Raw genomic sequence first — 17,811 nt, 5'->3', positions numbered from 1 at the left:
GGAAGGATCCGGGCAGCTCCACGTCGCTGTCCGGGTGGAGCAGCTCGGACTCCTCAGCGTGGCTCCAGGCCGGATTCTGCAAGATGGCGTCGCATTCGGCGTAGCCCGGTACAAGGTGTGGGCCGAGCAGCCCCGGGACAAACGGACCGGCAGCGCGCAGAACGTCATAACTGCGGTACGGGTCGTGCCGCCATGCGGGCGTGAAAGCGTCGATGACAGCGTGCTGAACGCTGGTGGTTTCTTCGACCGCGGCAGCGGTGATGTGCCGAGTGCCGGCGAGGTCCACGTGCAACTCCGTTCGGTGAGGAGAACCGGCGGTGTAGCCAATCGACCGGGCGTGCGCAGGTGGCACCCGCGAAGGACACGCGTCATGCTGGATCCCACCGGCGTCGAACGTCAAGATTCGCCGGCCGAGTTCTATCGTTTGATTGAGTGTGTCAACGCGGTTGTTCGAACAGCCACCACCCGTTCAAACAACCGCTGTCCGGTGGTCGCGTTCATGACGTTGGTGGAGGATGGGGCCACGGATATCAACCTTCGTTACGCTTCGCCGGCCGGACGCTGGGTGCTGCTCGCCACGGTGCTCGGGTCGAGCATCGCCGCGCTCGACGCCACCGTCGTCAACATCGCCCTCCCCCGGATCGGCGCGGACCTCGACACCGGCCTGGCAGGGCTGCAATGGACGGTTAACGCCTACACCCTCACCCTTGCCGGCTTTCTCCTGCTCGGCGGCTCGCTCGGTGACAGCTACGGCCGGCGCCGGGTGTTCCTCATCGGTGTGCTGTGGTTCGCCGCCGCCTCGCTGCTGTGTGCGGTCGCCCCGACGGCCAGCCTGCTGATCGCGGCCCGGGCACTCCAGGGGTTCGGTGGCGCTCTGCTGACCCCCGGCAGTCTGGCGATCATCGAAGCGAGCTTCCATCCCGACGACCGTTCGGCGGCGATCGGTGCCTGGTCGGGTCTGGGTGGCGTTGCCATCGCCATCGGCCCGTTTCTCGGGGGCTGGCTGGTCCAGGCCGTCTCCTGGCGGCTGATCTTCCTGATCAACCTTCCGCTCGCCGCCGTCGTGGTCTGGGTGTCGGTGCGCCATGTGCCCGAAACCCGTAATCCCGCTCCGGCCGCCGGCCTCGACCTGCCCGGGGCGCTCCTGGCAGCGCTGGGCCTGGCCGGCGTGATCTACGCGCTCACCGAGGGCAGCACGCTGGGCTGGGGATCCCCGGCCGTGCTCGTCACCGGTATCGGCGGGGTCGCGGCGCTGGTGGCGATGGTCGTGGTGGAGGCACGCAGCCCCCATCCGATGCTGCCGCTGGAGATCTTCTCCTCCCGCCAGTTCAGCTCCGCCAACCTGGTGACGTTCGTCGTCTACGGCGCGCTGGGGGGCTCGATCTTCCTGCTTCCGGTCGTCCTGCAGAAGGTCGCCGGGTTCTCGCCCATAGCGGCAGGAGCCGCCCTGCTGCCGGTCACGATCCTGATGCTGACCCTGTCGGCCCGGGCCGGCCGCCTCGCCCAGCGCATCGGGCCCCGCCTGCCCATGACCGTCGGCCCCATCGTCGCCGGTACCGGCCTGGCGCTGCTCACCCGTGTCGACGCCGGGAGCACCTACCTCGGTACCGTGCTGCCGGCGATGACCGTGTTCGGGCTGGGGCTGTCGCTGACGGTGGCGCCGCTGACGTCCACGGTCCTCGCCGCCGCCAGCGATCGACACGCGGGGGTGGCCTCCGCGGTCAACAACGACGTCTCCCGGGTGGCAGGCCTTGTCGCGGTGGCCGCTCTGCCCGTCGTCGCGGGCATCTCCGCGAGCGCCTACGCCAACCCCGACGAGCTGGCAGCCGGTTTCCACACCGCCATGTGGATCACAGCGGGGATGTGCGTGACCGGGGGCCTGCTCGCCTTCCTCACGATCCGACGGCCGGCCCCCACGCGGCGGCCCGCCGTCAGCGTCCACCGCTGCCCCCTGGAAGCTGCGCCGTTGTGCGGCCCGGACGAATCCCGGGCGCCCGCGCTGCGCTACACCGCAGCCGGGACAGATCGGCCAGCCGCAGGGTGATGAGCCACGACGGGCCGTGAATGTCATCCCGATCGGGTGAGTACGACGGCGGCGAAACCGCCTAGCGTTGTACCGCACAGCGCCGCCTGTCTTCATCCAACCGCTCGGCGGCCCGCAACATACATCGATCCACATAAATCGATCCACTATAAAGGAGAATGAGCGGTGCCCGAACGCTATGACGTCATCATCGTCGGGACCGGCGCGGGCGGCGGGACGCTCGCGCACACACTCGCCCTCTCAGGCAAAAAGATTCTGCTGCTGGAACGGGGCGACTATCTGCCGCGGGAGACGGCGAACTGGGATCCCGCGGAGGTGTTCGTCGACGGCCGGTATATTTCCGCCGAAACCTGGTACGACGCCGACGGCAAGGCGTTTCAGCCGCAGGTCCACTATTTCGTGGGGGGTGCCACCAAGCTGTACGGGGCAGCGCTCTACCGACTGCGGCCACAGGATTTCGCCACGGTGCGTCATGTTGACGGCGTCTCGCCGTCCTGGCCGCTGTCCTACGACGACTTCGAACCGTGGTACACGAGGGCGGAGTGGCTCTACCAGGTCCATGGAAACCACGGTGATGATCCCACCGAAGGCCATTGGAGCAAAGAGTACCCCTGGCCGGCGGTCTCCCATGAACCACGGCTGCAACAGATCTTCAATGATCTGAAAACCGGCGGATACCAGCCCTTCCACGCGCCGTGCGGAATCCTGCTCGACGAGACGGACCGGGCGAAAAGCGCATGTATCCGCTGTGCGTGGTGCGACGGGTATCCGTGTCTGGTGCACGCCAAGTCCGATGCGGAGGTGATCGCGGTGCGGCCGCTGCTGGACCGACCGAATGTCACGCTCCTCGTCAACGCCGAGGTCATCAGGCTGGAGACCGACCCGACCGGCCGCATCGTTACCGGTGTCGTCGTGTCCCGCAACGGCGGTCACGAGGTCTACGAGGCCGACATCGTGGCCCTCTGCGCCGGCGCCGCGAACAGCGCCAAAATCCTGCTCGCCTCGGCCGGTGACTCCCACCCCCACGGGTTGGCGAACGGCTCGGACCAGGTCGGCCGAAACTACATGTTCCACAATTCCAAGGCCGTGGTCGCTCTTTCCGACGAGCCCAATGAGACGGTCTTCCAGAAGACCCTCGGACTGAACGATTTCTACTTCGGTAGCGATGACTACCCGTGGCCGGCCGGCAGCATCCAGATGGTGGGCAAGTCGAACGCGGCGGCCATGCGTGGCGAAGAACCGACGCTCACCAAGCTGGCCCCGAAACGGAGCCTGGAAGAGACGGCCAGGCATGCCGTCGACTTCTGGCTGAGCACCGAGGACATCCCCCGCCCGGAAAACCGCGTCACCCTGGCGCCCGACGGCAACGTCCGCCTCGCCTATACCCCGACCAACAACGACGAGGCCGGTCACCTGTACCACCAGCTGAAGAAGATTCTCAATCACATCGGCATGTCCGCGCACCACGTGCTCCGGAAGAACTTCTACATGTCCATGAACATCGAGATCGCCGGTGTCGCGCACCAGGCCGGCAGCGCCCGGTTCGGCACCGATCCCGCGACGTCGGTGCTCGACGTGAACTGCAAGGCCCATGAACTCGACAATCTCTACGTCGTCGACACCAGCTTCTTTCCCAGCATCGGCGCGGTGAATCCGGCACTCACCGCCATGGCCAACGCCATCCGAGTCGGCGAGCACCTGTGTGAGCGGCTGCAGTAACGCGGGCGACCGGGCAAGAACCGGTACCGGACGGATACCGGATACCGGATGGCGATGGCGAGGATGCATGGCCAGCAGGACCGAAACGACCGTCATCTACGCGGCCGGTGCCGCGCAGGGCATTACGCTGGTGACCTTTCCCGCCGCGAGCGCCATCTTCACCGACCCGGACAGATACGACCTGTCGAGCACGCAGTACGGGAGCATGTTCCTCCCGCAGGTCGTCACGGCCGTCACCGCCGCGCTGCTGGGTGCGCGCCTGGGCCGGCGTTTCGGCACGAAGCGGGTGTATCTGGCCGGCCTGTGCGCCGGTCTGGTATCCATGACGCTGCTCGTCCTCAGCCAGCTGTTCACCGCGGAACAGTCCGTCGCCTACGGAATGCTGCTGCTGGCGACGGCGAGCCTGGGCGCCGGATTCGGCCTTACAGTACCCGCGCTGAACACGTTCACCGCCGCGTTTCACCCCCGGGCCGTCGACGCGTCCATTCTCACGCTCAACGCCCTGCTCGGTCTCGGCACGATGCTCGCCCCGGTGTTCGTCGCCGTGTTCGTCGGCCTGGGCCTGTGGTGGGGCCTCCCGCTGATGTCGGCCATCCTGCTCGCAATTCTTCTGGTGATAAGCCTGCGCCTCCCCCTGCGGGCGCAGACGCGCGAGGCCGCCGAAGGCGCCGGGGCCACCCGGGTCGGGGCTGGCCTGCCCGCCCGGCTGTGGGTCTACGCGGCGTTCGCGGTCGTCTACGGTCTGTGCGAGACGGTCAACGGTAACTGGGCTCAACTGGACATGACCGGTGAGCTGGGTGCGTCAACCACTGTGGCCTCCCTCGCCCTCACCGCGTTCTGGGCAGCCGTCACCGGTGGGCGGGTGCTGTTCGCGGCCATCCAACGCTGGTTCCCGGCCCGGTGGGCATTCCACCTGCTGCCCTTCGTCCTCGCCGTCGCATTTGTGAGCATTTCTGTACTCCCAGCGGACGCGCCGGCCATGGGTGTGCTGACGTTCGGGCTGGCCGGCCTCGGCTGCTCCGCGTTGCTGCCACTCACGATCAGCTTCGGCCAGGAGGAACTCACCGCCATCCCGGCGACGGTGTCGGGCACCGTCATCGCCTGCTACCAGCTCGGCTACGGCATCGCCGCCTTCGGCGTCGGCCCCCTGCACGCACACGGAATCAGCCTGGCCACCGTGTTTGGCGCCACCGCCGCTGTCGCCGTCGCCATGGGACTGCTGTCATTCCTCGTGGCGCGGCTTCGACCGAGCCCGGCTGCCATCCACCCGCGACCCGACCCCGCGATCGCGGCCCGCCTCCGATACAAATGATCAAAACCTGACCGTGGGCCGTGGGCCGTGCCCTCGCCGAGCAAGGCGTCGCGGCAGCGGACGTCATACGAACCGCCGCCGGGCATGCTATAGCGTCACTGCTATGCCTTGGGGTACCGTCGAGTTGGAGCCGGAGGTCCGGGACTGGCTGGAGCAGTTGCCCACAGCGCACTTTGCTACGGCGGCGTTCTATATCGATCTACTGGCTGAGCAGGGGCCGTTGTTGGGTGAGCCCTACACACGGCAACTCGACGGCAAGCTCCGGGAGTTGCGGTTCCACGTGGACCGACAGGCGGTCCGGGTCACGTACTGGCTTGCCTCGGGGCGACGGGTGGTGCTGTTGACGATGTTCGTCAAGACCCGGATGCGGGAGGTCGGAGAGGTCGCCCGGGCCAGGCGAGCCCTAGCACGCTGCCTGGCCGAGGAGCACACCTTAGACGAGGAGGACGGGGACAGTGACTGAGCGGATCGAATGGGCGCAGCTGCGGGACCGGCGGATGAACGAGCCTGGCGCGCAGGAGGCTTACCAGGCCACCCGGCTGGCGTTCGAACTCGGCCGTGGTGTCCGCCAGTTGCGCCAGCAGCGAGGCTGGAGCCAGACCGAGCTCGCGCGGGCGGCTGGCATGACACAGTCAGCGGTGGCGCGGTTCGAGGCCGGCGGCACGGTGCCTACCCTGCCTGTTCTCGACCGGCTCGCTGATGCTCTCGACGCAGACCTGGTCGTCCGGGTTACGCCCCGGTCTCACGTCGCGTAGCCCGCCGGACGCCGTCGCCGCCCCTGCGCTCCCTGAACCTGCCGCGGTTCTCGCCCATGATCTGGGGCTGTGGGGTTACGATGCGGACCGCTTTTCCAGCGCCCCACGTCCGGCACGACCAACGGTTCCCTTCGCCATGGAGTCGTGACAACGGTAGGAAGGTGTTCCTACCGCGCGCTATGGTATAGCCATGACCGTACGGAAGCTGTCGATCTCGGTGCCGCCTGAGATCGAAGAGACGATCAGAGCTGCGGCTGCCGACGAGGGCAAGCCGGTGTCGACGTGGCTTGCCGAGGCTGCCGTCGAGAAGGCTCACATCGCCGCCCTGCACGCGGCAGGCCGCGCAGCCGCGCGGGAGATGGTGGCCGAGTACGAAAACGAGCACGGCACGCTGCCCGAGGGGTCCCGGCAACGCGCCCGCGAGTTCCTGATGGAGGCCGGGCTGCTCGACGACGAACCATGGCGGGCAGCCGGGTAGTGCGCACGATCGTCTACGACACCGGCGCTCTGTTGGCCGCCGAACGGCGCAATCCCGATTTCCTCGCCCTGCACGACGAACTGACCGCCGCTCGCATCCGCCCGATCGTGCCGGTGGTGGTCCTTGCCCAAGCCTGGCGCGGCGGCCCGCAGCACCAGGTCTCCCGCGTCCTCAAGGGCTGCGACATCCGCCCCGATGATGGGCCAACCGGTCGCGCCGCCGGTGTTGCCTGCGGCGCCGGCGGGACCGCCGATGTCGTGGACGCGATCGTCGTCGCGACCGCCGTCCGGTACCAGGCCTCGGTGGTCACCAGCGATCCCGATGATCTGAATCACCTCGCCGACTCCATCGGTGTCAAGCTCCGGCTCTTCACCATCTGACCAACCGCGAGGGCCACGTCACCACGCGGGTGTTGGCGCGATCGTGGCGATTGGATCGCCGCTTCCACAAGATCAAATCAGGGTGAAGTGCCGTCAACAGCGTTGACTACGATGTTCGTCACGATAACGCCCAGGTACTCGGCTGCGTGTAAGTTTCGGTTCCGCCGTAGACGCCTAGATCCGCTGGTGGCTACACTAGCCATGGTCATTATGGCCACTTGAGTCCGTGTCGCTGGAGCCAAAGCCACCGGAGCCAAGGCGGCTGGAGCCAGCGGAGCGCCACACGTGAACGTTGGTATTCGGGAGTTGCGGGACGGCCTGAGCCATCACCTTGCCGATGTGCGAGCCGGTCACACGATAACCATCACCGATCATGGACGGCCGATCGCCCGTATCGTGCCCGTGCACCAGCCGACAGTTCTCGAACAACTCATCGCTGAGGGGCTGATCGAACCTGCTCATACCAGGACGCGTAGCCAGCCGAGCCCGGTCCACGCGACAGGTTCGGTGAGCGAGCTGGTCAACGACCAGCAACGATGATCCGCTACTTCGACACGTCGGCGTTCATACCACTGCTGATCTCCGAATCGGGCACACCTCAGGCCAGCCGACTCTGGGAGAAATCCGATCATGTCGTCTCGTCGCGGCTGCTCTACGTCGAGACAGCCGCAGCCCTCGCCCAGGCCAAACGGATGCGACGGATTGACGACACAACGCACAGCGAAGCGATGACGTCCCTGGAGCAGCTGTTCAGCGCGTTCGACGTGGTTACGGTGGACGACCGTCTCATTCGCAGGGCCGCGATCCTCGCTCACGATCTGGGACTGCGAGAGTACGACGCGGTCCACTGCGCGGCAGCCGAACAGCTGGCGTCACCGGAGCTGGTCGTCGCCGCCGGGAACAGGATGCTCCTGCAAGCCTGCCGTGAACTCGGCATGGCAACGGTCGACACAAGCGGTTCATGACCCAGCCGCTCAGTGTGGACGAGACCTTACTCCTTGAGGCCGCCGACCCTTGGAGCCTCCGAACGCGCGACAAGAGCCACAATCACGTACTCCCTTGCTGCTGGCCGCCGGAGTCCAGTCGCGCAGTCGCGCACCGCAAGATCCTCAGCGGCGGCGCGGCAACCCGCGAGAACACGCTTCGCTACCCCACCAGGTGCACGGCGCAGAACGGCGTCGCGGCCTTTGCCAACCGGCCGTCCGACGTCACCAACGTGAGGTCCCGAGCCTCCGCGAGAGCGACATACGCCGCGTCGTAGGCACTAATACCGAAACGCAGTTGCCACATGCGCGGCAGGAGAAGGTCGACAGGTACATGGTCGACGCCGAGCTGAGAGAGCCGCGTGACGGTACGGCGCGCCAGGTCGTCACTGATCTTCTTGCCGAGCGCGAGCCCTCGCACAACGGAGAACACCTCGACCTGCCAGTGTTCGGGCGCGGCCCACTCGGCGTCACGTTCCAGGGCCTCCCGTGCCCCTCGGCCACGGTCGTCGGCGTAAACAAGCGCGTTCGCCAGAACGGAGGCATCGACGACGATCATTCGACCTCGCTGGCCCCGGACGGCTGGCCACCACGTTCGGGGCGGGCGGTCGCCAGAACCTGCGCGGCGTCCGGAGCCGCGGCGTCCGCACCGTCTCCTGTCGCCAGCTCCCGCTCGACGGCGGCCAGGATCCCCTGGTTCCGCGCGAACCGGGCTTGGCGCGTGAGCAGTCCAAGCAGGAAACCCTGGAGGGACTGGCCCTGCTGCCGGGCATATGCACCCAGCGCGTCTCGGACGTCTTCCGGCACCTCGCGGATTGTCACAGCAACAGGCATGCATGCATTATGCCTTCATAACGCAGGCACGATCAAGCGAAGGACGCTTACCGTCCCCACAAGATCAAAGATGGGCGGAATGCCGTCAACAGCGTTGACTACGAGATGCGTCACGATAACAGCACGCTATGAACGGGGTGGGTCAGCTGTGACGCAACGCGGTGAGCCCGACCGCGAGACGAGTGACCGTGTCGGATGGCGGCAGGATGACGCGGGTGCTCCACGGGAGTAGAACGCGGACTTCGGCGGCGGTGTGCCAGGCGCCGAGCAGGCCGGCAGTGAGCGCGGCGACCGTGTCGGTGTCGCCGCCGAGAAGAACAGCGCGGGTGATGCCGTCGGGCAGCGATGTGGCGGTGTGCACGCAGTGCAGAACGGCGGCCACGGTCTCGTAGGGATCAAGGCCGATGCCGCTGTTTGGAGGGGACCACGTGCCGGCGGCCACGGCTCGGAGCATCAGGAGCAGTGAGGGGTCCGCACCGAGTCGGCCCGTGCTCACCGCAGCCTCGGTGACAGCGATGTCGATCAACTGCCGCGGCTGTTCGACAGCCAGCGACCAGGACGCGCACGACGCGGCGACCAACGCCGCGGCCTGGGCTTCCCGGCCGGCGTGGGTGGCCCGGGTCAATTCGAGTGCCGAAATGCGGCGCGGTTCGGCAGCCCGGGGCGGGGTGGACCAGCCGACCGGCAGAACGCGCATGGGGCCGCCGTTGGTGTTGCCTGCGTCCGGCAGTTGACCGGTGCGTCGGAACCGGCCGATCGCCGCCCGGGTGGACGGGCCGAGGCCGGGTATCCCGTCGGCACGGTCGCTTACTCAGCAGATCATCGGGTGCGAGCCGTGTCCACGCGCCCGAGGCAACGCGATCAGGCTCACCCGCAGCAGATTAGGAGGGTGGACGCCGAACAGCCCAGGGGCCACAATTGTGGCCATCACGATCGAGTCGCTCCGCACCGTCCGCGACCACCTGTCCGAGTTCGTCGACCGGGTCGAGGGGCAGCACGAACGGATCGTGCTGACCCGCAACGGCCACGCCGCCGCCGTACTGATCAGCCCCGAAGACCTCGCCCAGATGGAAGAAACCATCGACGTCCTACGCGACCCGCAGGCACTGGCAGACATCCGCGAAGCCGACCAGGCATACGCCGGCGGCGACGTCCTGCGCGGCACCGCGGCCGTACGCGACCTGCTCAGGTGAACGACACCGACTACGAGCTCGTCCTCACCCCACCCGCCCCACGCGCCCTCACCAACCAGCTACCCGAGGCCGTCGCCACCGCCGCCGTCGAATTCCTCACCACCGCGTTGGTCACCGCCCCCCACAGAGTCGGAAAACCCCTGCGCTTCGACCTCGAAGGAATCTGGGCTGCCCGACGAGGCACCTACCGCATCCTCTACAGAATCAACGAAGACAAACACGAAGTCGTCGTCCTCCGTGTCGAGCACCGCCGAGACGCCTACCGACCACTGTGACCTGCAACGCAAGCCCTCGAACGCTCCCGACCAGCACCTGCGCCGCAGGCCGCGACAACGCGGCGAATCTCAGCCGTTCCGACCGGATTCCGTCGTCTCGATGGCCGCGCCCTTCCGCAGGACGTCCCGCTCCGCCCACAGCCGTCGGTTCTCGTCACGGATCCGGTCCAGCTCCTCCCGTTCCGCGTCCGTGAGCCCGCCCGCCCGGACCTCGCCCGCGCCCACAGCCGAGTCCGCCGTCGTCCGGTAGCCGCCGCCAGCGCCGGTCGAAGCCCCGGCGACTACCAGGCCGGATTCCGATCGAGACGACAGCACGGGGTCAGGGCGGCCTGCCGACCGTGCGGCCTGCTTTCCGGTCGGCTCAGGTCGTCCAGTCGACGACGGTCAGTTCGTCCGCTGCCGCGATGACGATCCCGTTGCCGCCGCAGGACGGGCATGCATCGAGACGGCCACCGTCGTACTCCCGCGCGCAGGCGAAGCAGCGTAGCCGGTCGACCGCGGTCCGCCATTCCACCTGACTGGCTTGCAGGCAGGTGCCGGTGGCGGCACCGTGCCAGGCCGCGGCGGCGGAGTCGATGTCGACACCGGTACCGACCGCGAGCACCACCGTGCGCACCGCCGCTCCCGCGCTCGCCTCCACGAGCGCGGCGACCGCCGCCCGGGCGAGACCGGCCTCATGCATCTGCGGGCACCGCCACTCCCCAGCTCGCCAGGATGGTCCGGGCCGCGGCCACCATCGCCGTGACCCTGGAGTCGACCAGCGGGCTGAGCCCCCAACGGTCCGCGATGGACTCGGGCACGACGCCGACCAGCGCGACATGGCGCGGGGCGCAGCCCGCGAGCTCCGCGGCCGACAGGGCGTCCACAAGGCCGACGTCGTGCGCGGTCGCGCGCACCCCGTGGCCGCGTCGGACATCACCGTCACCGATGACGATCACATCGCCCGGCCTGCCCTGCGCGCTCGACACCGCGTCGAGGACGAGCACCGCGCGGCGGCCGGCGAGGTAGGGCATGAGCATGAGCCCGAGGGTCCCGCCGTCGAGAACCTCCACGCCCGGGTTCGGCACCGCCGCCAGCCGCCGGGCCGCGACCACGCCGACGCCGTCGTCACCCAGCAGCTCGTTGCCGATACCCAGGACCAGAACGGGCGCCACCGCCTCGTCCCCAGCAGCTCCCGCTGCGGCCCCTCCCCCGCAGCGCTCTCCCCCGGCGGGAACTGCCCCGATCACAGCCGGTCCTTCGGCAGAAACTTGGAACCGGAGAAAATCGAGGAGATCACGCCCGTCCCCTCGACCCGGTCGACCAGCATGGCGCTGTACAGATGGTGAATCATGAATCCCCAGGTCAGCCACATGATCATATGGTGGATGAGCCGAATCGTCGGCAACGAGACCAGGTGGAACACCCATCCGGTGAGAAAGGCGGCCCAGCTCCTGCCTTCCACGCCCCACAGCGCGACTCCGGTCAGTATCTCGACGGCGAACATCGTGTAGAGCACGACGTAGGTCATCCCGGCGAGCGGGTTGTGCCCGACGACCTCGGGCGCCTCACGGTCGATGAACAGGTAGAAGCGCAGCGACGGGATGATCAGGCGCCGGCGTTCGCGGGTGCTGGGGATCCACTCCGTCCACCGCGACCAGCGGTTGGGTGACAGGACATGCCAGGCGACCCGCGCGAGGATCAGATCGATGAAGACGAACGCGGTGACCTCGTGGACCGTTTTCACCCAGGTGACCCAGTAGGCGTCACCGCCGAGACGCAGCTGCGGGTTCCCGATCAGGAAACCCGTCACGCTGAGCACCACCAGCGCCAGCACGAGCAGCCAGTGCACCACCCGCACCGGCAGGTCCCAGACCCGCACCCGGGCGAAGGTCTCCCGCCCGGGTGCCACCTTCACCGGCACGGATCCGCCCGACACGGATCCACCCGACACGGATCCGTCTGGCGCGGCGGCGGTCACTGGACCCGCACCCGGACGATGTCGCGGCCGTCCGCGTCGTACACGTGCGCCGCGCAGGCCATGCAGGGGTCGAACGAGTGCAGCGTGCGCAGCACCTCCAGCGGCCGCCGCGGGTCGAGCACGGGTGTGCCTACCAGTGCGGACTCGTAGGCACCCGGGTTACCCCGCTCGTCGCGGGGGCTGGCGTTCCAGGTCGTGGGGACCACGGCCTGGTAGTTGCTGATCCGTTCGTTGGTGATGACGACCCAGTGCGACAACGAGCCCCGGGGCGCCTCATGGAAGCCGACGCCGCGGGCCCGCCCGGCCGGCCACGTCGAGGGATGCCACTTGCTGGTGTCCGCGATCGTCAGATCGCCCGAGCCGACGTTGTCCCGCAGCCGGTCGAGGAGTTCCAGCGAGTACTGCGCCATCAGCTTGGTCTCCAGACCGCGGGCCAGCACCCGCCCGAGTGTCGACATCAACGCCGTGGGCGGGAGTTGGAGCCGGTCCAGCGCACCCTTTACCAGCGGCCGGATGCGGGCGTCACCCGAGGCGTAGCCGACCAGCATGCGGGCCAGCGGGCCGACCTCCACAGCGATTCCGTCGTAGCGCGGTGCCTTCAGCCACGAGTACTTCCCGTCGACGTCGAGATGGGCGAAGGGTGGCTTGGGGCCGGTGTAGTCCGGGGTGGTCTGGCCCTTCCACGGAGCAAGCGCGGCGCCCGCGCCGTGGCCCGCCTTGTCGCTCACGTTGTCGTAGCGGAACCACGAGTGGGCGACGGACTCGGCTATCCGGGCCGGGTCGAACGGTTCGACCGACGACAGGTTCGCGTCCCGGATGATCCCGCCGGGAAACAGACCGCCTGCCTGCGGTCGGCCCTTGGGCTGCGGTGCCTGGGCGAAATCCCCGAACACCATGTACGAGCCCAACCCGGCGCCGTACCTCGTCCACTCGGGGTAGCCGGCGGCTATCGCGTACAGATCAGGCAGGAACACCTTGTCGACGAAATCCAGCCCCCGCGTCAACAGTTGGGCGAGCTCCGCCAGCGTGTTGTCGTTGATCGCCTCCTGGCTCGTGAGGTCGATCGGGGACGCCATGCCGCCGACGACATAGGTCTGCGGATGCGGATTCTTGCCGCCGAGAAGCGCGTGAACCCTGACATATTCACGCTGAAAATCCAGCGCGTCAAGATAGTGACTGAATGCCAGTAGGTTCAGCTCCGGGCTCAGCCGATAGGCGGAATGCCCCCAGTATCCGTTCGTGAACGGCCCGATGTTCCCGCTCGCCAGGAATGCCCCGAGCCGAGCCTGTACCGAGGCGAACAGCTTCGCGCTCGAGCGCGGATAGTCCGAGATCGACTGGGCGAGCGAGGCGGTACGCGCGGGGTCGGCCTTCAGCGCCGCGGTCGGGTCGATCCAGTCCAGCGCCTGCAGGTGGTAGAAGTGCACGACATGATCGTGGACGAACAGCGCCGCGGCGATGATCTCACGCAGTAGCCGGGCGTTGCGCGGCGGGACCGCGCCGACGGCATCCTCGACGGCCCGCACCGAGGCCAGCGCGTGCACGGTGGTGCAGACACCGCAGATCCGCTGTGCGAACAGCCAGGCGTCCCGCGGGTCCCGGCCTTCGACGATCGTCTCGATGCCGCGCCACATCGTCGAGGACGCGTACGCCTCGGTGACCCGGCCGGCGTCTACCTGCACCTCGACGCGCAGATGACCCTCGATCCGGGTCACCGGGTCGATAACCAGCCGGCTCATGTCGCCTGACCGCCTTTACCGTCGGCATCGGGTTGCGCGGCAACGGGTTGCGCGGCGGCAGTGGCTGTGTCAGTGGCTGTGTCAGCGGCTGCATCCTGGACGTCCGTGGCAGTGCGTGCGATGCCGGTCGCGCGGGCCGCGGCCACCCGGTGTTGGATGACCTTTCCGACCCCGTGCGCCGCGAAGCCGGTCGCGGTCGCCGCGAGAACACCCAGACCGATCCTGTCCGCCGTAAGGCTGAAGTCCCGGGTCGCCACGTGCGGGAGCCGGTCGTAAAAGGGCGACATCGTGTCCCAGAAAGCGGGCTCGGAACATCCCACGCAGCCGTGTCCGGCCGCCACCGGCCAGGACGTGCCGCCGTTGTAACGGACACTGGGACAGTTGTGGAATGTGCTCGGCCCCTTGCAGCCGAGTCGGTACAGACACCAGCCCTTACGGTGACCCTCGTCGCCCCATTCCTGGGCGAACTGGCCCGCGTCGAAGTGGCCGCGACGCGCGCAGGTGTCGTGGATGCGTTCCCCGTAGGCGAACAGCGGGCGGCCGAAACCGTCCCGGGCCGGGAACGCACCGAAGGTCAGATAGTGGACGATCGTAGCGGTGAGGTTGTCGGCGTTGACCGGGCAGCCGGTGAGGTTGACGACCTCGACCCCGCCGACGACGTCCTCCACACGGACCGCGCCGGTCGGGTTCGGGCCGGCGGCGGGGATCCCGCCGAACGCCGAGCAGGTGCCGACGTTGATGATCCCGGCCGCGCCGCGCACGCAGCTGTTCAGTATCTCCTCGGCCGATCGGCCCCCGATCGTGCACGACCCCGGGATGCCGAGCGGCACCGAGCCCTCGACGACGACAAGATGCCCGCCCCGCGCCACCGCCTTGTCCCGGGCGTCCTCGGCGTCGACGCCGGCAGCCGCCATTACGGTCTCGTGATAATCAAGTGAGATCATCCCCAGGATGAGATCGGCGACGGACGGATTGCGCGAGCGCAGAAACGCCTCGCTGTCACCGGCGCAGTCCTGGAACTCCAGCCACACGACGGCGGGGCGGCCGACCCTGTCCAGCGCGGCGGCGACCCGGGGAGCGAGCTGGGGCGGCAGGGCGAGGGTGGCGACCACCCCCGCGCAGAACTTCAGGATCGACCGCCGCTGCACCCCGGCCTCGGTGAGCCGCGCGGCCAGCGAACCGCCCGACGCCCCGCCCCAGACCCCGTCGCCCGGCGGTGACGTTCCGTGTGCCTCGCCCGCCGCAACCGCCCCATAGCTGCCGTTCATGGCTTGCCTCCCACCGGGCTTCAACTGGATGTCGGGTGCCGCCGTGTTCGAATGCGCGTTCGCAGGCGGCACAACGCAGGCGCTGGTCGGCCAGCGGCCGCACGATCATGGTGCTCGTCGTACGGCCTGCGGCCGGTGGCCGGCGGCCTTTAGAAATCTAGGCCGGGGCGTCACGGGATCTGAGCGGTCTGATCGATGACCGGGCCGAAAGCCACGCGATCATGGATCCTTTCGCGCGGCCGGACGGGCCAGGAGGGTCGGGATTCACAGGTCTTCCCGGCCGCCTCGACGGGTCGCCGGACCCTTGTCCGCCGTGACGCACGGCAACAAGACTGACGGACATGAGCCGGCTCGACGACCGCTACAACCTCGCAGACCGAGCCGACCGAACCAATCACGTAGCGGCTGCGGCTGCGGCTGCGCCGGGCGCGGTCCAAGGGCGGGTGGCCCACCGGCTCGAGGTCCACGGGACCGTGCAGGGAGTCGGCTTCCGTCCGTTCGTCTACCGCCTCGCGACCAGCCTCGGGCTGGATGGCTGGGTGCGCAACGACGACGGCCGGGTCGTGGTCGAGGCCGCCGGCCCGCCGCACGCGCTCGCCACCCTGGCGTCCCGGCTGCGAACCGACGCCCCTGCGCTGGCCCGGGTACGCGACGTCCACGTCACCGAACTGGCCGGCGCCACTGCGCACCCGCGGCCGCGCTCGGGCTTCCAGGTCGCCACGTCGGCGCACCGGTCAACCGCGTCAACCGCGTCAACCGCGTCAACCGCGTCAACCGCCGCCACCGGAGTCCGCGAGGTTCCGGCCGACGTCGCCACCTGTCCGGCGTGCCTGGCCGAACTGTTCGACCCGGCCGACCGCCGGCACCGGTACCCCTTTGTCAACTGCACCGACTGCGGACCCAGGGCCACGATCGTCGACACCCTCCCCTACGACCGCGCGCGGACGACGATGAGCGCGTTCCCCATGTGCGGCGACTGCGCGCGCGAGTACGCCGATCCGGCGGACCGGCGGTTGCATGCCGAGCCGATCGCGTGTCCCCGATGCGGCCCCCGGCTCGCCTGGTGGGCGCCCCCGCCGCCCGTGCCGACAAGCGGTGTGGATGCGCTGGCCGCGGCGGTGGCGATGATCGACAGTGGCGGCACCGTGGCGCTCAAGGGACTCGGCGGCTATCAGCTCGTCTGCGACGCGACCAACGACGAGGCGGTCGCCCGGTTGCGGACCCGCAAACACCGCCCCACCAAGCCGTTCGCGGTCATGGTGGCCAGTCTGGACGCGGCGCGGATGCTTGCCCACATCGACGCTGTCGAGGCGGGCCTGTTGACGTCGGCCGCGCGGCCGGTGGTGCTCCTGCGGCGCGCAAACGATTACACCAGTGCCAGTGCCCGCGCAGGCACTCTTGCGCACGCGGTCGGGCCGGGTGCCGGGCGGCTCGGGCTGTTCCTGCCCGCCACGCCCCTGCACCACCTGCTCCTCGCCGACCTGGGCAGACCACTCGTCGTCACCAGCGGGAACGTCTCGGGCGAACCGATCGCGATCGACGACGACGACGCCCGGGACCGCCTCGCCGCGGTGGCCGACGGGTTTCTCAGCCACGACCGGGCCATCCGCTCCCACTACGACGACTCGGTCGTCCGCGTCGTCGCGGGGCGCGGGGCGATGATTCGGCGCGCTCGTGGCTACGCACCGCAACCGCTGCGCCTCCCCATCGGGGCCGGCGAGCCATTGCTCGCCGTCGGCGCGCAGCTCAAGCACACCTTCACCCTGGCCGAAGGGACGACCGCGGTCGTCGGGCCGCACACGGGCGAGCTCTCCCAGCAGCCCACGATGGTGGCGTTCGAGCGCAACCTGGCGCACCTGTGTGCGATGACCGGCATCGCCCCGCGCATCATCGTCCACGACCCGCATCCCGGCTACCTTTCCACCGCCTACGCGCTGGCACACGGTGCGGGCCGGCGGATCGCGGTGGCGCATCACCATGCGCACGTGGCGTCCTGCGCCGCCGAACACGCCGTCACCGGCCCGTTCATCGGTGTCGCCTACGACGGCCTGGGCCTGGGCGATGACGGCACGCTGTGGGGCGGCGAGGTGCTGGTCGCCGACCTCGTCTCCTATCGGCGGGTGGCGCGGTTCGGCCGGGCGCCGTTGCCCGGCGGTGCCGCCGCGCTGCGCCGTCCCACCCGGGTGGCGCTGGGCTACCTGTTCGGCCTCGAACCACTCACGGAACCACTCACGGACGACTCCGGCAACGAGCGGTCCCGCGCAGCCGACCTGGAGCTCGCCGCGCCGTTCCTGGACCGGCTGAGCGACCGCGAGGTGTCCGTGGTCTCCCGGATGATCGCACGCGGCGTGAACTGCCCGGTCGCCTCCAGCGCGGGTCGGCTGTTCGACGCCGCAGCCGCGCTGCTCGGCCTGTGTGACGAGGTCACCTATGAAGGCGAAGCCGCCGCCGCCCTGGAAGCCGCCGCGCTCGAAGCCCCAGCCGGTGTGCCCACCGGTGACGTCGAGTTGCCGTGGCGGATCGTCCGTCATACCGGTCTGCTCGTCTACGACCCGCGCCCGACGTTGCGGGCCCTGCTGGAGGGACTGCACAGCCATGTCGCCGTCGGCGTCCTCGCCGCGCGGTTCCATGCCACGATCGTCGCGGTCACCGTCGCCCTGTGCACCGACATCGCGCGGCGCCACCGGTTGCGGACGGTCTGCCTGTCCGGCGGGGTGCTGCACAACCAGCTGCTTGCCGGGGCTCTCCCTCCCGCGCTGGCGGACGCCGGCCTCACCCCGCTGCTCAACGAACAGGTCCCGGCGGGCGACGGCGGCGTGAGCTACGGGCAGGCCGCGGTGGCCGCAGCCCGGCTGAGGGAGGACTGAGCCC

Annotated in this window: 21 protein-coding genes and 1 pseudogene; 12 read left to right on the top strand and 10 right to left on the bottom strand. The window is 69.0% G+C overall.

Annotated elements, in window-relative coordinates:
- Positions 1–286 (bottom strand): annotated as a pseudogene (locus U9983_RS10295) (cytochrome P450); the annotation flags it as partial.
- 213 nt (positions 287–499) lie between these two features.
- Here U9983_RS10295 and U9983_RS10290 point away from each other — a divergent pair.
- The 9 genes from U9983_RS10290 (at position 500) to U9983_RS10250 (ending at position 7,653) form a co-directional block, all read left to right on the top strand.
- Positions 500–2,044 (top strand): MFS transporter, encoded by a 1,545-nt coding sequence (locus tag U9983_RS10290; protein WP_322753789.1) that lies wholly within the window; start codon positions 500–502, stop codon positions 2,042–2,044.
- A 165-nt stretch (positions 2,045–2,209) separates the two neighbouring features.
- Complete coding sequence (locus tag U9983_RS10285; protein ID WP_322753788.1) at positions 2,210–3,763, top strand: GMC family oxidoreductase; 1,554 nt, start codon at positions 2,210–2,212, stop codon at positions 3,761–3,763.
- A gap of 67 nt (positions 3,764–3,830) precedes the next feature.
- Complete coding sequence (locus tag U9983_RS10280; RefSeq protein ID WP_322753787.1) at positions 3,831–5,075, top strand: MFS transporter; 1,245 nt, start codon at positions 3,831–3,833, stop codon at positions 5,073–5,075.
- A gap of 103 nt (positions 5,076–5,178) precedes the next feature.
- Positions 5,179–5,538, top strand: a complete 360-nt coding sequence (locus U9983_RS10275; protein ID WP_322753786.1) for a type II toxin-antitoxin system RelE/ParE family toxin — start codon at positions 5,179–5,181, stop codon at positions 5,536–5,538.
- Positions 5,531–5,830, top strand: a complete 300-nt coding sequence (locus tag U9983_RS10270) for a helix-turn-helix transcriptional regulator (RefSeq protein ID WP_322753785.1) — start codon at positions 5,531–5,533, stop codon at positions 5,828–5,830. The genes U9983_RS10275 and U9983_RS10270 overlap by 8 nt, the downstream gene beginning before the upstream one ends.
- A 190-nt stretch (positions 5,831–6,020) precedes the next feature.
- Positions 6,021–6,308, top strand: a complete 288-nt coding sequence (locus U9983_RS10265; RefSeq protein WP_322753784.1) for a hypothetical protein — start codon at positions 6,021–6,023, stop codon at positions 6,306–6,308.
- Positions 6,290–6,688 carry a PIN domain-containing protein gene (locus U9983_RS10260; protein WP_322753783.1) on the top strand — a complete coding sequence of 133 codons (399 nt, stop codon included), beginning with the start codon at positions 6,290–6,292 and terminating at the stop codon, positions 6,686–6,688. Before U9983_RS10265 ends, U9983_RS10260 begins: the two co-directional genes overlap by 19 nt.
- Before the next feature lie 285 nt (positions 6,689–6,973).
- Positions 6,974–7,228, top strand: a complete 255-nt coding sequence (locus tag U9983_RS10255) for a type II toxin-antitoxin system prevent-host-death family antitoxin (RefSeq protein WP_322753782.1) — start codon at positions 6,974–6,976, stop codon at positions 7,226–7,228.
- A complete protein-coding gene (locus U9983_RS10250) occupies positions 7,225–7,653 on the top strand; it encodes a type II toxin-antitoxin system VapC family toxin (RefSeq protein ID WP_322753781.1) in 429 nt (142 codons plus the stop codon). Before U9983_RS10255 ends, U9983_RS10250 begins: the two co-directional genes overlap by 4 nt.
- 181 nt (positions 7,654–7,834) lie before the next feature.
- Here the strand turns inward: U9983_RS10250 and U9983_RS10245 are convergent, their stop codons facing one another.
- The 3 genes from U9983_RS10245 to U9983_RS10235 form a co-directional block, all read right to left on the bottom strand.
- The gene (locus tag U9983_RS10245; protein ID WP_322749867.1) at positions 7,835–8,230 is read right to left on the bottom strand and encodes a type II toxin-antitoxin system VapC family toxin; all 396 of its coding nucleotides are present in this window, start codon (positions 8,228–8,230) and stop codon (positions 7,835–7,837) included.
- Positions 8,227–8,505: a hypothetical protein gene (locus U9983_RS10240; protein ID WP_322753780.1), complete on the bottom strand. Its 279-nt coding sequence runs from the start codon at positions 8,503–8,505 to the stop codon at positions 8,227–8,229. The genes U9983_RS10245 and U9983_RS10240 overlap by 4 nt, the downstream gene beginning before the upstream one ends.
- A gap of 142 nt (positions 8,506–8,647) precedes the next feature.
- Positions 8,648–9,295: an ADP-ribosylglycohydrolase family protein gene (locus tag U9983_RS10235; RefSeq protein WP_322753791.1), complete on the bottom strand. Its 648-nt coding sequence runs from the start codon at positions 9,293–9,295 to the stop codon at positions 8,648–8,650.
- 130 nt (positions 9,296–9,425) lie between these two features.
- Between U9983_RS10235 and U9983_RS10230 the strand changes: the two genes are divergently transcribed.
- Entirely contained in the window at positions 9,426–9,698 is a 273-nt protein-coding gene (locus U9983_RS10230) for a type II toxin-antitoxin system Phd/YefM family antitoxin (RefSeq protein WP_322753779.1), read from the top strand.
- Positions 9,695–9,973, top strand: a complete 279-nt coding sequence (locus U9983_RS10225; RefSeq protein WP_322749864.1) for a type II toxin-antitoxin system RelE/ParE family toxin — start codon at positions 9,695–9,697, stop codon at positions 9,971–9,973. The genes U9983_RS10230 and U9983_RS10225 overlap by 4 nt, the downstream gene beginning before the upstream one ends.
- 69 nt (positions 9,974–10,042) lie before the next feature.
- Here the strand turns inward: U9983_RS10225 and U9983_RS10220 are convergent, their stop codons facing one another.
- From U9983_RS10220 to U9983_RS10195, 6 genes are all read right to left on the bottom strand, one after another.
- A complete protein-coding gene (locus U9983_RS10220) occupies positions 10,043–10,288 on the bottom strand; it encodes a hypothetical protein (protein WP_322753778.1) in 246 nt (81 codons plus the stop codon).
- Between the two features lie 46 nt (positions 10,289–10,334).
- Entirely contained in the window at positions 10,335–10,655 is a 321-nt protein-coding gene (locus U9983_RS10215) for a hydrogenase/urease maturation nickel metallochaperone HypA (protein ID WP_322753777.1), read from the bottom strand.
- Complete coding sequence (locus tag U9983_RS10210) at positions 10,648–11,127, bottom strand: HyaD/HybD family hydrogenase maturation endopeptidase (RefSeq protein ID WP_322753776.1); 480 nt, start codon at positions 11,125–11,127, stop codon at positions 10,648–10,650. Before U9983_RS10210 ends, U9983_RS10215 begins: the two co-directional genes overlap by 8 nt.
- A gap of 71 nt (positions 11,128–11,198) precedes the next feature.
- Positions 11,199–11,891: a Ni/Fe-hydrogenase, b-type cytochrome subunit gene (gene cybH, locus U9983_RS10205; RefSeq protein WP_322753775.1), complete on the bottom strand. Its 693-nt coding sequence runs from the start codon at positions 11,889–11,891 to the stop codon at positions 11,199–11,201.
- Positions 11,892–11,929: 38 nt separating this feature from the next.
- Entirely contained in the window at positions 11,930–13,672 is a 1,743-nt protein-coding gene (locus tag U9983_RS10200) for a nickel-dependent hydrogenase large subunit (RefSeq protein WP_322753774.1), read from the bottom strand.
- Positions 13,669–14,940, bottom strand: a complete 1,272-nt coding sequence (locus tag U9983_RS10195; protein ID WP_322753773.1) for a hydrogenase small subunit — start codon at positions 14,938–14,940, stop codon at positions 13,669–13,671. Before U9983_RS10195 ends, U9983_RS10200 begins: the two co-directional genes overlap by 4 nt.
- A 341-nt stretch (positions 14,941–15,281) precedes the next feature.
- Between U9983_RS10195 and hypF the strand changes: the two genes are divergently transcribed.
- Entirely contained in the window at positions 15,282–17,807 is a 2,526-nt protein-coding gene (gene hypF, locus U9983_RS10190; RefSeq protein ID WP_322753772.1) for a carbamoyltransferase HypF, read from the top strand.
- Positions 17,808–17,811: the final 4 nt, after the last annotated feature.

Source organism: Protofrankia sp. Cas3 (genome assembly GCF_963555955.1).
Taxonomy (GTDB): domain Bacteria; phylum Actinomycetota; class Actinomycetes; order Frankiales; family Frankiaceae; genus Protofrankia.
Note: the sequence above shows the minus strand (reverse complement) of the source record. Positions and strands in the feature narration are given on the sequence as shown.